Genomic DNA, 14725 nt, shown 5'->3' with positions numbered 1-14725 from the left:
CAGGACCTGATCGTGGGCCGAACCCCACGGCGAAGGCCCGTTTGAGGTACTCCCACGCCGCCGTCGTGAGCAGCCCCTTCGTCGCTGTCTCCGCGCCCTGCCGGTCGATCTTGGCGTAGAGCGCCGCTCGTCCACGGTACGCACCGGCAGCGGCGTACCGACTGCGCCACATCGCAGGAACCAGGAAAAGGCGGCTGCCCTCGGGCACGACCCGACCGCTGGTGCGACGCCCTGCTGTCCGTTCAGCCCATCGAGATGAGGATGGGCGCGACATATCGGCTACGGTCGCCCGGGTGCCGGTGCGCGCCGTAGACCATCGTCGGCAGGGCCGCGGGTCCCGCAGTGGGCCCCAGCCCGGTGAGCCACGGGCGCAGACCCGGGTACGCGTCCAGCAGGTCGATGCGCACAGGGCGGTCGGCGTCGTGAGCGGCGGCCAGGATGAGGTCGCGGGCCGCTTCCTCAGAAGGCGCGACCACGGGGCCGATGACACGGTGGGGGCCGGCGTTCCAGGCCACGGCGAAGCCGCCGTCGGTGACGATCGTGCGCTCGGCCATGGCCAGCAGGGCGGTCAGCGCCTTGCTCCGGTCGGCCCCGGTGACCTCGGCGTCCAGGTCGAGGAGCGCGGCGTGGTCGTCCGGTGTGGCCACGCGGACCGCGGACGTCCGCGCCGTTCCCCGCATCGGGCCCATGGTGATCGTCAGGCTGCCCGTGGGCCGGAAGCCCAGCCGCTCGTAGACGGGACGCCCGAAGCGGGTCGCGGTCAGCTCCACGATGCGATCCCCGGCGGTGCGCAGGGCGTGCTCCATCAGCCGGGTGCCGAGCCCCTGCCTGCCGTACCTGCCGGCGACCAGCATCATGCCGACGTCGGCCAGCGAGTCGCCGTAACGGGTCACCACGACGCACCCGGCCAGGCCGTCGCCGTCGGCCGCGTCGATGGCGTAGACCTCGCCCACCTCGAACATCAGCCGCCACTTGGCCTCGTCGGTGGACCACTCGCGATCGCTTTCGAGCCGCCGGCACAGGGGCAGGTCGTCGGGACCGAGAAGTCGGATATCGCTCACAGGCGAGAACCTACTCCGTCGATCACGCCGCCACAGCCCCACCGGGTCCATCACAGGTGCTCTTCACGCGCTTGTAGCAAGGGGCGGACATCCGGGAGCGTTCGGCTATTCGGTGCGGCGCAGGTCCATGGTGTCGGAGCCGTCCCACCGGTTGTTCGCGGCTGCCCGGCGGGCTCGTTCTGCCGGTTCGCCGGCGAGGCCGGTGCGTTCGATGCACCATTCGACCCACTGCGGCAGCAGATCGAGGCTGGCCTCGGCGTACTTCTCGATGTACCCCTCTGCGACGAGGATCACGGTGTGCTCGATCCGGTGTGGGGAGCAGGCATGGTAGCCCGGTCCGGAGAGGCCGGACCAGGTGTCGGCGAGCGTGGCGATGTCCTCCCGGTCGGGCGTGTGGCCGGCTCGATCGCGTAGCCAGGCGGCGAAGTCGTCGATGATCGCGTTCAGGTCCGGCTGGGGCTTGGACGCGGGAGCGACGGTGAACGACTCGCAGAGGGCGCGGGCCCGCTGGCGCAGGCGGAAACGCTCGGCGATGAGCTGGTGCGACTCGCTTCCGAGCAGCAGGGCGTCCATGAGGTCGAAACGGCACAGCGGATCCAGCAGGTCGCGGGCGGTGGCCTCATCGCACCGGGCCGGTTGGGTGGAGGTGGGCGCCGCGTGCGTCCCGACGGCGGCTCGCCACTCGGCGAGCGCGTCCTCCGGCGAGGCGAAGACGGCGGCGTGCACGACCAGGTCTCCGGTGCAGCGGTCGATGTCCCAGCAGTACCAGTGCGGATCCTCCTCGCCCCAGGCGAAGGGGGCGAGGAGCGCGTGGCGCGAGCCGTACGCGTCGGTCAGCAGCAGAGGCTGTCCGGCCGGAGCGGCACGGAGAATCCCGCTCGGCCATGCGGGCTTGACGCCGGCCTCGGTCAAGGCCGTCGTGGTGTCCTCGATGGCTCGGCGGACGGCGAGGTCGAGGTCGCGGCGCAGCGACTGCCCGCTGGACGGCCCGGTCATCGCGGCGAGCCCGTGCAGGAGCCGCCACAGGTCGTCCAGTTGCTTGCCGGTACGCGCGGCGCTCCGGATCTCGTCACGGACGAAGTCGGCCAGCGAGGCCAGGTACTGGTCCCAGTGGAAACCCATGGTCTCGGTCTGGGTGCGTGTCCACATCTCCGCGCCGACCAGGTCGACGACGGCGTTCTCCAGCCGCAGGGGCGAGTGGGCGGGCAGGCCGGCGAGGCGCTGGACGATCGCCTTCCGGGAGCCCGGCCACCACTGATCCCCGGTGGTCTCCAGCAGCGACTCGATCAGTGAAGAACGAGCATCCCGCGACGGCTGGCGAGCCGCGAGTTGCTGCGTGCGCCGGCCGGGGTGACCGCTGACTCCGCGCGTGGGGCTCGCCTTCGCTTTACGCTTCTTCGCCACGGCGCCGATCCTACGATGTCTCACCGGGCAGATAGGGCTGGTTCGCCGCCATGACCGGGGCCGTACCAAGCGGCTGATGACCCCGGCCACGCCCTTTTGTCCAGGTCTCTGGGTGCTGAGATCATGCCGCCGTGACCGAACTCGTGGAACGTGTCGACGATCAGGACCAGGTGCTGGGCGTCGTCAGCCGGGATGACGCGATCCGTCATGGCTGGCTGCACCGCAAAGCCACCACCGTCTGCCGCGATGAGCGGGGAAGGTTCCTGGTGTACCGGCGGGCTGACGGGCTGTCCAGGTATCCCGGCTATTACGAGGTGACCGTCGGCGGGGCGGTCGAGGTCGGTGAGTCCTATCGGGCGGCAGCCGCGCGTGAGGTCAAGGAAGAGCTGGGCGTCGACGTGCCGGTGCGCGAGGTGGTCAAGTTCCTGTGCCGCGGCGAGATCAGCTCGTACTGGCTCGGAGTGCACGAAGCGGTCGTCACCGGCGACGTCTCGCCCGATCCCCGTGCGGTGAGCTGGGTGAGCTGGCTGACGAGCGCGGAGTTGAGCCAAGCCGTGCGGCGGCACCGGTTCATCCCGGACGGGCAGGAGGCCTTGCGCCGCTACCAGTCCCAAGGGCGTTCGAGTGGTGAGAAGATCTAGGGTGCTCCGAATAGCGAACGCAGTGCTCGCAAGGTTGCCGGAACCGCTGCACGCCCTCGTCCTGAAGCATCGTGAACTGCTGAAGTTCGTGGTGGTGGGCGGGACGGCGTTCCTCGTGGACAACGCGGTGTTCTATGGGCTGAAGCTGACCGTCCTGGAACCGAAGCCGGTGACCGCGAAGATCATCGCAGTGCTCGTGGCGACGATCGTGTCCTACGTGCTGAACCGCGAATGGTCCTTCCGGACCAGAGGCGGTCGCGAGCGCCGTCATGAGGCGGCGCTGTTCTTCCTGGTCAGTGGCGTCGGCCTGCTGCTCAGCTCCGCGCCGCTGTGGATCTCCCGGTACGTGTTCCTGCTGGAGACCCCGGATGTGAGCCTGGTGACCCAGGAGATCGCCGACTTCGTGAGCGCGCAGGTCATCGGCACGCTGGTCGCCATGGTGTTCCGGTTCTGGGCGTTCAGGAAGTGGGTCTTCCCCGACGAGATGCCGCAGCCCGGCGGCATGCGGCTGGTTCGCACTCCCGAGTCCGCGGAGGAGGAGGCGGCTTGACGGCGACGGATGCAGCGGCGGCTCACGGGGTGTAGCGCTGGACCAGCGTGGTGATCCTCGTTCCGGCCGGGGACTTGACGGTGGCGGTGCGGAAGGCCGGGCTTCCGGCAGCCGACGTCCGCGGCAGATATCACCAGCCACCGGGCCCGCTCAGCATCGCTGCAACGCTAAGGAGCGCCGATGACGCTGTTCGAGCCACAAGCCTGGTCGGGACATCGCTCGCCTGACTCCACGCAGCAGTATGTACGCCTACGAGCACCCCGGCGGCGGGCGAAGCGACCTGCTGCCGACGTCCTCGGTTCTCTGCGGGCGCGATCGCGCTCACCCGGGCCCTGGCCACCCCGGACAGCGCCGCCCGCGTGCACCGGGCGATCATCGCCGAACCCGGCCTCACCGCACGGATCAGCGGGCAACAAGAGCGGCCGTCCGCGCGGCGGGGGCGGGGTGTCACCACGCATGCCCTGGCCGTCTGAACAAGCCCAGGACCTGCGTCTTTCGGCGGACGCCGAAACACTCTTACCGCGCCACGGCCGCGCGCCGATGCTGGGATCCGCGACGAGCATGCGAGGAGACCACCATGCGCACAACCCGTACCAGAAGAGCCGCCGCGGCGATCATGGCAGGAGCGCTGGTCCTGGCGATCGGCCCGGCGCCCGCCCAAGCACTGTCGGACGGCGGCTGCAACGTCAACCCCGGGCTGCTCCTCCGTAACTACAAGTCCAACCTGTATCTGCAGCCCTACAACGACAGCAACGACCACGGCATCTGGCTCGAACAGTGGCCCCGCTCGTACAACATCCACCAGCTCTGGTGCAGGGTCACGGACGGCGAATGGCTGGGCTACGAGAACGCCGGCTCCCGCAAGAACCTCGGCATCAACTACGCCAGCAGCAGCGCCGGCGCCTGGGCCATCCAGGCCTGGCCCACGGGTGCTCTCAACCAGGACTGGATCAGGGTCCAGCACAGCGGCCTCGACCCGTCGATCTTCTCGCTGAGGAACCGCAACAGCGGGATGTGCCTGGGCATCGATGGGGCGAGCACCAACCCCGGCGCGCACGCCATGCAGTTCCCCTGCGACGGCAAGCTCAACCAGCTCTGGCAGGAGAGAGTGCCCTCGTAACGGACGGTCCAGGCCGAAGGTGAAGTCGGCGAGCCGGACCGTGCACACGACCGCGCCATCATCCGCGTGCCGTCCAAGCGTCCAGCGGGTTCCGTCATCGGCGCACGGCCGGCCGTCAGGGGGCGAGGGTGTTCCGGCGTCCGCCGAAAGACCCTGCGCCGCGGACGGGCCACCCGGCGAGCAGATCGGCGCCCAGTTCGGTCGGGTAGTGCAGCACCAGGTTGACCTGCCGCGCGCTGGCGATCAGATTGGCCTCGCGGAGCACGTGGACGTGCTCACTGGCCGTGGACGGCGAGACCCGCGCCCGGTGGGCCAGCTCGCCGGTGCTGCAGCCCGGCGCCTGGACGATGCAGTTCAGGATGTGCGCTCGGGTGCGCCCCAGCAGCGCCGTCAGCGCCTCACCCCCGGCGGCGCGGCGCTGGCCGGGGCGGCGGATCGGGTAGGCCAGGACGGGAGGCAGCGCCGGATCCACCAGCGCCACCGGGTTGCCCCGGCAGAAGTAGGACGGGATCACCGTCAGCCCTCGCCCCCGCAGGGGGAGCTCCCGGTCCAGGCCGGTCGGATAGTCGACCTCCAGCACAGGAGGGCGCCAGCGCATCGCCGGCGACAGGTGAGCGAGCAGTTGTTCGGCGCCGCCCGTGACGAGGTGCCGTTGCAGGAGGGTGCGCTCGTGGGCGAGGGCGGGCTCGGCCTGCGGCCGGTGCGGCGTGAGCACCGCTGCGCAGTAGCCGGCCACGAGCCGCCCGAGCCGCTTGATGGCCTGCCGATCGCCGCGTGCGAGGTCCGCCAGCTCGGTGGAGGGCAGCCCGGCGGTGCGGCGCAGCAGCTCCATCTCGGCCCGCATCCGCGTGCCGGGCGTGTCCGCGAGCGCCTGCAGGGCCTGCTCGTCGCCCAGCTGGGCTTCGATCGGGGTGAGGAAGTCGGGAAAGTACGGCCCCCTGGGCGCCAGCGGCAGCAGCAGCGAGCGAACGGACGCCAGCAGGCCGGCTTCGGTCAGCCGGGCCCGGGCCTGCCGCCGCCAGCCGGCCATGGTCTGCCCGCCGTCGCGGGCCTGCAGCCGGTGCAGGCTGCCCAGCATCTCCCACAGCAGGTCGGTCCGGGTCGCCATCCGGGTGAGCGCGAGGTCTTCGGAGGTGAAGACGATCCTCAGCACGCCGCGAGAACGAGGGGACATGTCCTTCCCTTCCGGTGGATGGGGAGGTGCGCTTTCCTGGCCGTTCCGGTTGCCCTGTGGTTGACGACAGTGCCAGAAACGCGAGGCATCCGCATTACACGGAAGCTCTTCCCGTGAATGCCGTCGGGCGGCGTGGCCATGCCGTCTTGATCGCCCCCTAGTAGTCGCCAGCGGGCGGCGGCTTGCGCGGCGTTCGGCGCAACATGCCTTCAGGGTCAGCCAACGCGCCTTACCCGCCTACCTGGGAGAAGCGGGCTCGCCTGGCCCCCCGCGCCACCCGCAACCGGGTGGTGGCCTGTCAGGAGGACGTACCACCGGCCCGGTGGGCAGCCTCGCGGCGGCGTCAGGAGGGAGCGTGATGCCGTTCGACAGCCCTCATGGTCCGCTCGACATCCCCAGCGATGATCGCGTCCACCAGTTCGGCGTGCACGTCCAGGCGCAGGCGCAGATAGTCGTCGTCGCGGCCGTCGTCGGGGTCGGCGTGCTCCGACAGGTCGGTGATGAAGCGCGTCATGCTCAGGTAGACGGCCTTGGCCAGATGGTTGGGGCTGATCTCGGCGATGCGCTCGTGCAAGGCCCAGTTGGCCCTCATGAAGCGATCGGTGCTGGTCATCGCGCGCCTGAGGCCGGTCAGGTGCTTGCGCAGGTCGGAGATGTCCTGCCGGCTCCGGTGCTGGGCCGCGTCCGCCGCGATCAACGGCTCCAGGGCCTCGCGTACGGCGATGGCGTCGGCCACGGTGGTGGGCATCTTCCGTACGGTGAGCAGGGTGTGCCGCAGTCGCACGATCGGGTTGGGCTGGGCCACGAACAGGCCGCCGCCCCGACCTGGCCGGATCTCGACACTGCCGCGATCGTTGAGCAGCCGCGCGGCTTCGCTGATGGTCGCCCGTCCGTAACCGGACCGGTCGCGGAACTCGTCCATGGTGCCGATCAGGTCGCCGGGGCCGAGCCCTCGTTCGACGATCATCGACTCGATGTCGGCGGCCAGCGCCTCGGCGCGCGTCAGGGGTTCGGCGTTAACCACCCGAATAGTTCTAGCAGATTCCTAGCGAATCCGGCAGTCGGACGGGTACGCTCCGCCGGAGACATAACACCCTAAACATCCGGGTGGTTAAATCTGAAGGCCAGCGTTCTGGCCTGCGATTTCGTCCGCACCAAGGAGGTTACGATGAACCGTGTGCTCGTCAAGGGCGGCACCGTGCTCACCATGGAACCCGGCGACCGGCCGCGCCTGGCCGACGTGCTGATAGAGGACGACGTGATCGCCGCGGTGGAGCCGGGGATCCAGGCCGACGCCGACGTGATCGACGCGACCGGGACCATCGTGCTGCCCGGCCTGGTGGACACGCACCGGCACGTCTGGCAGGCCGGGCTGCGCGGGCTCACCGGGGACTCCGTGCTCAAGGACTACTTCCGCAGTATCAGGTTCCAGGCTTCCGCGATGTACCGGCCCGAGGACATCCGGGTGGGCAACCTGGCGGGCATGCTCGAGGCCATCGACGCCGGAGTCACCACGGTGCTGGACTTCTGCCACGCGGTCAGCACGGCCGAGCACGCGGATGCCGCGATCGAGGGCAGCCTGGAGTCCGGCATCCGCACGCAGTTCGCCCTCGGCTTCAGCGACGTGCCCGGCCAGGACGCGTCGCTGGCGAGCGCAGAGGGCCGGCTCGCGCTGGCGGCGAAACTGCGTGAAGGGCGGTTGGCCTCGGACGACGCGCTGGTCACGCTCGGGATCGCGCTGTCGGACCTGCCCGAGGTCGGCATCGACCGCATCCGGACGGAGCTGACGGGCGCGCGGCGGCTCGGGCTGCGCAGCACCACCAACGGCCTGGCGATCCTGTTCCACGAGCCGGTGGACGATCTGGCCGTCTTCGACGAGGCCGGGCTCCTCGGCCCTGATCTGGTGTGGGTGCATCTCAACTACGCCACCGCCGAGCAGTTGCGCATGGTGGCCGACTCCGGCGGCTCCGTGGCGACCTGCACCGAGGCCGAGATGGCCATGGGCATGGGCCGCCCGGCCACCGAGCGCGTGCTGGAGGCCGGCGGACACTGCACGTTCGGCTGCGACGTCACGACGTCCGTCTCCGGCAGCCTGCTCCAGCAGGCCCGCACCGCGATGCAGGTGGGACGCCTGCTCGCCGCCGACGAGGGCATGGCGGCCGGACGGGCCCCCGAGTCGGTGCCGCCGTCGTGCGAGACGATGCTGAGGGCGGCCACCATCTGGGGCGCCGAGGCGCTGGGCCAGTCGGCGCGCATCGGCAGCCTGCGGGCGGGCAAGCAGGCCGACGTGATCCTCGTCCGCGCCGACGCGGTGAACACCGCGCCGGTGCACGACCCGTACGCCACCGTGATCACGCAGGCGCATCCCGGCAACATCGACACCGTCATCATCGCGGGCGAGGTCCGCAAGCGCGCCGGCGCGCTGACGGCCGGGTGGGGGCCGGTGCGCGAGGCGCTGGAGAGCTCGAAGGAGTACGTGGCGGCGACCGTGGAGAAGAACGGCGGCTTCTTCCCCGACCCTCCGCTGTACCTGCCCTGGTAGTGCGAAAGGAACTTCGTTCATGACGGAACTTCCCGACTACGACGACCTGCCGCCGGCACCGGACGGAGGCCGCAGCGCCTGGGGCCTGTTCGGCGAGCAGGATCAGCTCGGCCTGGTCAACCTGCTGACCCCGGAACGGGTGGCAGCCGCCGCCAAGCTGGTACGCAAGGGGGCGAGCTTCCCGCTGGACGCGCCCCTCGGCATGTTCTCCCCGCCCCTCAACAGCAACAGAGGCAACCCCCGCCACCATGTCATCGCCCAGCCGGGCGGCATCGGCTTCGACGACGTATGGGACAACGTCTATCCGCAGGCCGGCAGCCAGTGGGACTCCCTGGCGCACATCGGCTACAGCCGTCAGGTGTACTACAACGGCGCCACCTCGGACGACATCGTCTCCGGCCGCCGCAACACGATCGACCGCTGGGCGGAGCACGGCATGACCGGCCGGGGCGTCCTGCTCGACATGCCCGCCGCGATGCGGGCCCTGGGCCGTCCCTACGATCCCGGCACCACCGTCGAGTTCGGCCCGGAGGAGCTGGAGGCGGCCCGGCGGATGGCCGGCGTCGACTACCAGGTGGGCGACATCCTGCTGCTGCATACCGGCTTCACCGGCTGGTACGCCGACCAGCCCGACGACGTGCGCAAGCGGCTCCCGCGGGAGCTTCGCGCGCCTGGCCTGGCGCACTCGGAGGAGGTGTGCCGCTACCTGTGGAACGCCCATTGCGCGGCCGTCGCCTCCGACACCTTCGCGGTCGAGGCCTGGCCCGCGGACACCAGCCCGCAGGCGGCGCCGTTCGGTTTCATCCATCAGATGCTCATCGGCAGCTTCGGCATGGCCCTGGGCGAGCTGTGGTGGCTGCGGGACCTGGCCGAGGACTGCGCGGGCGACGGCGTGTACGAGGGGATGCTCGTCAGCGTGCCTGCCCGCGCGCCCGGCGGGATCGCTTCGGCCCCTAACGCGACTTTCCTGAAATAGGACGTAACACGCTCTTGACCCGCAGGTCACCGGCGGGCCACACTCACTTAAAACACCCGAACCTTTAGATGGTTTTCGGGCATCGGGGGGCTTGCGGCTTCTCGTCCGGCGCCCGGCGCGCCGCATCATTTGGGAGACATCGTGCCTGATATCTACGACGTAGCGATCGTCGGTTACGGGCCTGCGGGCGAGGTGGCGGCTGCCACGCTCGGCGCGGCCGGCCACCGGGTGGTGGTGTTCGAGCGGCACAGGGAGCTGTATCCCCTGCCGCGCATGGTCACCTTCGACGGTGAGGCCTGCCGCACCGTGCAGGCCACCGGCTCCTCCGTCGACAAGGCGCTCAGCACCGCCGTGCGGCTGGACGCGTGCCACTTCGGCGACGCCGCCGCCGAGCCCCTGCTCAGCATCGACTGGAGCGGCAGCCAGTGCGGCTTCCCCGCGCACTCCTCGATCTTCCAGCCGGACGTCGAGGCGGTCGTGCGGGAGAAGGTCGACACGATGCCCGACGTCGAGGTGAACCGGGGCACCGAGGTCTTCGGCCTGACGCAGCATGACGACTTCGTCGAGCTCACGGTGCGCCCCAAGAAGTCGACCGACCCGGCCGAGCAGCGGACGGTCCGGGCCCGTTACGTCATCGGCGCGGACGGGACAGGCAGCTTCGTGCGGGAGGCGGCCGGCATCACCATGCGCGACTACGGGCTGCACGAGCGCTGGCTCAACTTCGACATGAACAAGCTCGGCGACCTGCCCGAGCGGTTCGACCGCCTCATCATGATCATGGACCCGAAGCGGCCGCACATGTACATGCCGCTCGGCACCACCCGCCAGCGCTTCGAGATCCGCCTGCACGACCACGAGGACGAGGCGGCGATGTACGACCCGCAGGTGGCCTGGGACTTCCTGCGCGAGGAGCACGGCCTCGGCGAGCAGCACATGTCGATCTGCCGCCAGGTCGTCTACCACTTCTACACGCGGGTGGCCGAGCGGTGGCGCACCGGCCGGGTCTTCATCGCCGGCGACGCCGCCCACACCATGACCCCTTACATGGGCCAGGGCGGTTGCTCGGCCATCCGCGACGGCCGCAACATCGGCTGGAAGCTGTCGCTGGTGCTGTCCGGCGCCGCGGGCGAGGACCTGCTGGACGCCTACCAGGCCGAGCGCGAGCCGCACGTGTCCGCGATCGTGTTCGCCAGCGACGCGCTGTCGCGCCTGGTCAACATCGTGGACGAGGACGAGGCGGCGCAGCGCAACCACGCCATGCGCAACAACCTCAGCCCGCCCCCGCCGCCGTTCCCCAAGCTGGAGCACGGTGTCCTGCACCGCGAGCCCGACGGCTCGATCGCCGCGGTCACCGGCTCGCTGTCCCCGCAGGGCCGCCTGCGCAAGGGCGAGGTGGAGGGACGCGGTGACGACCTGCTCGGCCACGGGTTCCAGCTCATCTCCCGCCACGCCCCGCAGCTCACCGCGGCGCAGCTGCACACGCTGGAGGCGATCGGCTGTTCCATCGCCGTCCTGGAGGACCCGGCCGACCCCAACGCGGTCACCGACCTCGACGGCGTCTACAGCCGTTTCCTCAAGGACCACCACGCCGACGCCTACATCACCCGCCCGGACTGGTACGTCTTCGGCGTGGCGCCGGACTCCGGCCTCCCCTCGCTGGTGGATGAACTGGCCGCCCGGCTTCACCTGAACAACGAAAGGCAACCCGCGTGATGAACGTGCGCACGGAGTCCGACATCGAGTACGCCGACGCGGACGGCGTCCGTCTCGCGCTCGACCTCTATGTGCCCGCGACGGACGGCCCGGCGCCGGTCGTGCTCTACCTGCACGGCGGCGGCTGGCAGGTGGGCGACAAGCGCGACGGCGCCACCGAACGGCTGGAGCGGCTGGCCTCGTACGGCGTCGCCGTCGCCTCCGCCAACTATCGCTTCGCCACTCAGGCGACCTACCCGGCGCAGGTGCACGACGTGAAGGCCGCCGTGCGCTGGCTGCGCGCCAACGGCGCACAGCACGGCCTCGCCGTCGGGAAGGTCGGCGCCTGGGGCGCGTCCGCCGGCGCCTACCTGGCCAGCATGGCCGGCCTGACGGCCAGGAACGCCGAGCTGGAGGGCTCGGTCGGCGACCACCTCGACCAGCCCAGCCATGTGGACGCGGTCGTCCACTGGTTCGGCCAGAGCGATCTGCTGGCCAACTCGCGCCGCACCTGGCTGGAGAAGGAGATCCTCAACCCGCCGTTCGAAGGTCCGCTGCTCGGCCTCGGCGAGGTGGCCGAGAATCCCGCCGCGGCCCGCGCCGCGAGCCCGCTCACCTGGGTCGGCGCCGACGCGCCGCCGTTCCTGATCGCCCACGGCGACCGGGATCGGGTCACCCCCGCCTCCGAGAGCCTGGCCCTGCATGACGCCCTCGTCCGCGCCGGAGCGGAGTCCACGATGATCCTGCTCGGCGGCGCCGGGCACGAGGGCGAGGAGTTCGACCGCCCCGACCACCTGCGGCTCACCGCGGCGTTCCTGCTCAGCCACCTCGGCGGCACAGCCTGATCCCGCCCTGCGAACGTCCATGATCCGCCGCGACCCACAGGAGAACGCACGATGACCATCGCCCACTGGATCAACGGCAAGCGCGTGCCCGGCACGAGCGGGCGCACCGCACCGGTCACCGATCCCTCGACCGGCGCCGTCACGGGCCAGGTGGCGATGGCCTCTGCTCGCGACGCCGACAGCGCCATCGCCGCGGCCGCCGCGGCCTTCCCCGCCTGGCGCGACACCTCGCTCACCCGCCGCACCCAGATCATCTTCGCCTTCCGCGAGCTGCTCAACGCCCGCAAGGGCGAGCTCGCCGAGATCATCACCGCCGAGCACGGCAAGGTGCTGTCCGACGCCCTCGGCGAGATCACCCGGGGGCAGGAGGTCGTCGAGTTCGCCTGCGGCATCCCGCACCTGATCAAGGGCGAGTTCACGGAGAACGCCTCCACCCGCGTGGACGTGTCCTCCATCCGCCAGCCGGTCGGCCCGGTCGCCGTCATCAGCCCGTTCAACTTCCCCGCCATGGTGCCGATGTGGTTCTTCCCCGTCGCGATCGCCGCCGGGAACACCGTGGTGCTCAAGCCCAGCGAGAAGGACCCGTCCGCCGCGCTGTGGATCGCCGAGCTGTGGGCCGAGGCCGGCCTGCCGGACGGCGTGTTCAACGTGCTGCAAGGCGACAAGGAGGCAGTCGACGCGCTGCTCGTCTCCCCCGCGATCAAGGCGGTCTCCTTCGTGGGATCCACCCCGATCGCCCGCTACGTCTACGAGAGCGCCACCGCCCACGGCAAGCGCGTCCAGGCACTGGGCGGGGCCAAGAACCACATGCTCGTGCTTCCCGACGCCGACCTCGACCTGGCCGCCGACGCCGCGGTCAACGCCGGCTACGGCTCCGCCGGTGAGCGCTGCATGGCCGTCAGCGCACTGGTCGCGGTCGGGGACATCGCCGACGACCTGGTCGGCAAGATCGCCGAACGGACCGTCAAGCTCCGCACCGGCGACGGCATGACCGGCGTCGACATGGGCCCGCTCATCACCCGCGCCCACCGCGACAAGGTCGCCGGCTACATCGCCGAGGGCCAGAGCGCCGGCGCCCGGCTCGTCATCGACGGGCGGGAGGTGGAGGCGGAGGGCGAGTCCGGCGGGTTCTGGCTCGGCCCCACCCTGTTCGACCACGTCAGCACCGACATGAGCATCTACACCGAGGAGATCTTCGGCCCGGTCCTGAGCGTGCTGCGCGTGGACACCTACGAGCAGGCGGTCGAGCTGATCAACGCCAACCCCTATGGCAACGGCACTGCCATCTTCACCAACGACGGCGGCGCGGCCCGGCGTTTCCAGAACGAGATCGAGGTCGGGATGGTCGGCATCAACGTGCCCGTCCCCGTCCCCATGGCCTACTTCTCCTTCGGCGGCTGGAAGAACTCGCTCTTCGGCGACCTGCACGCCCACGGCATGGAGGGCGTGCGCTTCTTCACCCGCGCGAAGGTCATCACCAGCCGCTGGCTCGACCCCAGCCACGGCGGCATCAACCTCGGCTTCCCGGAGAACACGTGAGCCACGGACCGCTCGCCGGGATCGTCGTGACGGACCTCACCCGGGCCCTGGCAGGACCGCACGCCACCATGATGCTCGGCGACCTCGGCGCCACCGTCATCAAGGTGGAGACCCCCGGCACCGGGGACGACACCCGGGGCTGGGGGCCGCCCTTCCGCGACGGCGAGTCCACGTACTTCCTGTCCGCCAACCGCAACAAGCGCTCCATCGAGCTCGACCTGAAGTCCGACGACGGCAGGCGGACCCTCGAAGCACTGGTCCGCAAGTCCGACGTGCTCGTGGAGAACTTCCGCACCGGCGTGCTGGAACGCCTGGGCTTCGGGCCGGAGCGGCTGGCCGAGCTGAATCCGCGCCTGGTGGTGCTCAGCATCAGCGGGTTCGGCCACGACGGGCCGGAAGGCGGGCGCCCCGGCTACGACCAGATCGCCCAGGGCGAGGCCGGGCTCATGTCGCTGACCGGCTCGGCGCCGGACGACCCCCAGCGCGTCGGGGTGCCGATCGCGGACCTGCTGGCCGGCATGTACGGCGCCTACGGCGTGCTCGCCGCCCTCATCGAACGGCAGCACACCGGAGCGGGCCAGGTCGTGCGCACCTCCTTGCTGGCGGCCGTCGTCGGGGTGCACGCCTTCCAGGGCACGAAGTGGACCGTGGCCGGCCAGGTCGGTCACGCCCAGGGCAACCACCATCCGTCCATCTGCCCGTACGGGCTGTTCCGCACGCGGGACGGCGCCGTGCAGATCGCCGTCGGCAGCGAGAGCCTGTGGCGGCGCTTCTGCACGGCGTTCGGCCTCGACCCGGACCAGCCGGGCAGGTCCACCAACCCCGAGCGGGTCGCTCACCGCGGCGCCGTCATCGAGCTGGTCGAGGAACGCTTCGCGGAGCACGACACCGCGACGCTGCTCGGCCTGCTCGCCGAAGCGGGTGTGCCCGCCGGAAGGGTACGCGACGTGCGCGAGGTCTACGAGTGGGACCAGACCCGCAGCCAAGGGCTCCTTCTCGACGTCCGGCATCCCGCGCTGGGGCCGATCACCCTGCCGGGGCCGCCGCTGAGGTTCTTCGACCCCGACGGGGCCGAGCAGACCTTCACCGGCCATCTCCCGCCGCCCGCGCTCGGCGCCGACTCCACGGCGGTGCGCGCATGGCTCTCCGGCGAGGCCCCGCTGCCGGAAGGCGCGTAGCGG

General features: G+C 70.7%; 13 protein-coding genes. 9 read left to right on the top strand and 4 right to left on the bottom strand.

All coding sequences use genetic code 11. From position 1 onward, the window contains the following. Positions 1 to 242: 242 nt before the first annotated feature. The gene (locus LCN96_RS23255; protein ID WP_225274984.1) at positions 243 to 1061 is read right to left on the bottom strand and encodes a GNAT family N-acetyltransferase; all 819 of its coding nucleotides are present in this window, start codon (positions 1059 to 1061) and stop codon (positions 243 to 245) included. A 105-nt stretch (positions 1062 to 1166) separates the two neighbouring features. Beyond that, on the bottom strand, positions 1167 to 2465 hold the full coding sequence (locus LCN96_RS23250; protein ID WP_225274983.1) for a hypothetical protein: 1299 nt from the start codon (positions 2463 to 2465) through the stop codon (positions 1167 to 1169). Between the two features lie 131 nt (positions 2466 to 2596). Here LCN96_RS23250 and LCN96_RS23245 point away from each other — a divergent pair, with 131 nt between their 5' ends. The 3 genes from LCN96_RS23245 to LCN96_RS23235 all read left to right on the top strand — a co-directional run bounded on the left by LCN96_RS23245 (position 2597) and on the right by LCN96_RS23235 (position 4776). Further along, positions 2597 to 3106, top strand: a complete 510-nt coding sequence (locus LCN96_RS23245) for an NUDIX hydrolase (RefSeq protein WP_225274982.1) — start codon at positions 2597 to 2599, stop codon at positions 3104 to 3106. A gap of 34 nt (positions 3107 to 3140) precedes the next feature. Continuing rightward, positions 3141 to 3656 (top strand): GtrA family protein, encoded by a 516-nt coding sequence (locus LCN96_RS23240; RefSeq protein WP_225274981.1) that lies wholly within the window; start codon positions 3141 to 3143, stop codon positions 3654 to 3656. 577 nt (positions 3657 to 4233) lie between these two features. After that, complete coding sequence (locus LCN96_RS23235) at positions 4234 to 4776, top strand: RICIN domain-containing protein (RefSeq protein ID WP_225274980.1); 543 nt, start codon at positions 4234 to 4236, stop codon at positions 4774 to 4776. A 115-nt stretch (positions 4777 to 4891) separates the two neighbouring features. On the opposite strand, the gene LCN96_RS23230 is transcribed toward LCN96_RS23235, so the two are convergent. Both LCN96_RS23230 and LCN96_RS23225 read right to left on the bottom strand, forming a co-directional pair. Further along, positions 4892 to 5950: a helix-turn-helix domain-containing protein gene (locus LCN96_RS23230; protein ID WP_225274979.1), complete on the bottom strand. Its 1059-nt coding sequence runs from the start codon at positions 5948 to 5950 to the stop codon at positions 4892 to 4894. A gap of 343 nt (positions 5951 to 6293) precedes the next feature. Next, a complete protein-coding gene (locus tag LCN96_RS23225; RefSeq protein WP_225274978.1) occupies positions 6294 to 6974 on the bottom strand; it encodes a FadR/GntR family transcriptional regulator in 681 nt (226 codons plus the stop codon). A 144-nt stretch (positions 6975 to 7118) separates the two neighbouring features. Here LCN96_RS23225 and LCN96_RS23220 point away from each other — a divergent pair, with 144 nt between their 5' ends. The 6 genes from LCN96_RS23220 (at position 7119) to LCN96_RS23195 (ending at position 14722) form a co-directional block, all read left to right on the top strand. After that, positions 7119 to 8492, top strand: a complete 1374-nt coding sequence (locus LCN96_RS23220) for an amidohydrolase family protein (RefSeq protein WP_225274977.1) — start codon at positions 7119 to 7121, stop codon at positions 8490 to 8492. A gap of 19 nt (positions 8493 to 8511) precedes the next feature. Beyond that, a complete protein-coding gene (locus LCN96_RS23215; RefSeq protein WP_225274976.1) occupies positions 8512 to 9468 on the top strand; it encodes a cyclase family protein in 957 nt (318 codons plus the stop codon). A gap of 141 nt (positions 9469 to 9609) precedes the next feature. Beyond that, positions 9610 to 11181, top strand: coding sequence for a bifunctional 3-(3-hydroxy-phenyl)propionate/3-hydroxycinnamic acid hydroxylase (locus tag LCN96_RS23210; protein ID WP_225274975.1), 1572 nt, complete (start codon positions 9610 to 9612; stop codon positions 11179 to 11181). Continuing rightward, positions 11181 to 12005 carry an alpha/beta hydrolase gene (locus LCN96_RS23205; protein WP_225274974.1) on the top strand — a complete coding sequence of 275 codons (825 nt, stop codon included), beginning with the start codon at positions 11181 to 11183 and terminating at the stop codon, positions 12003 to 12005. The genes LCN96_RS23210 and LCN96_RS23205 overlap by 1 nt, the downstream gene beginning before the upstream one ends. A 51-nt stretch (positions 12006 to 12056) precedes the next feature. Further along, the gene (locus tag LCN96_RS23200; protein WP_225274973.1) at positions 12057 to 13544 is read left to right on the top strand and encodes a CoA-acylating methylmalonate-semialdehyde dehydrogenase; all 1488 of its coding nucleotides are present in this window, start codon (positions 12057 to 12059) and stop codon (positions 13542 to 13544) included. Then, the gene (locus LCN96_RS23195) at positions 13541 to 14722 is read left to right on the top strand and encodes a CaiB/BaiF CoA transferase family protein (RefSeq protein WP_225274972.1); all 1182 of its coding nucleotides are present in this window, start codon (positions 13541 to 13543) and stop codon (positions 14720 to 14722) included. Before LCN96_RS23200 ends, LCN96_RS23195 begins: the two co-directional genes overlap by 4 nt. Positions 14723 to 14725 lie beyond the last annotated feature (3 nt).

The sequence above is a fragment of the Nonomuraea gerenzanensis genome (assembly GCF_020215645.1).
Classification (GTDB): Bacteria; Actinomycetota; Actinomycetes; order Streptosporangiales; family Streptosporangiaceae; genus Nonomuraea; species Nonomuraea gerenzanensis.
This window is presented reverse-complemented; position numbering and strand designations above follow the sequence as displayed.

Bases quoted from the DNA above. Each gene is read 5' to 3' on its own strand.
- LCN96_RS23235 (WP_225274980.1), top strand. From the start codon at position 4,234: ATGCGCACAACCCGTACCAGAAGAGCCGCCGCGGCGATCATGGCAGGA.
- LCN96_RS23230 (WP_225274979.1), bottom strand. From the start codon at position 5,950: ATGTCCCCTCGTTCTCGCGGCGTGCTGAGGATCGTCTTCACCTCCGAA.
- LCN96_RS23220 (WP_225274977.1), top strand. From the start codon at position 7,119: ATGAACCGTGTGCTCGTCAAGGGCGGCACCGTGCTCACCATGGAACCC.
- LCN96_RS23215 (WP_225274976.1), top strand. From the start codon at position 8,512: ATGACGGAACTTCCCGACTACGACGACCTGCCGCCGGCACCGGACGGA.
- LCN96_RS23205 (WP_225274974.1), top strand. From the start codon at position 11,181: ATGAACGTGCGCACGGAGTCCGACATCGAGTACGCCGACGCGGACGGC.
- LCN96_RS23200 (WP_225274973.1), top strand. From the start codon at position 12,057: ATGACCATCGCCCACTGGATCAACGGCAAGCGCGTGCCCGGCACGAGC.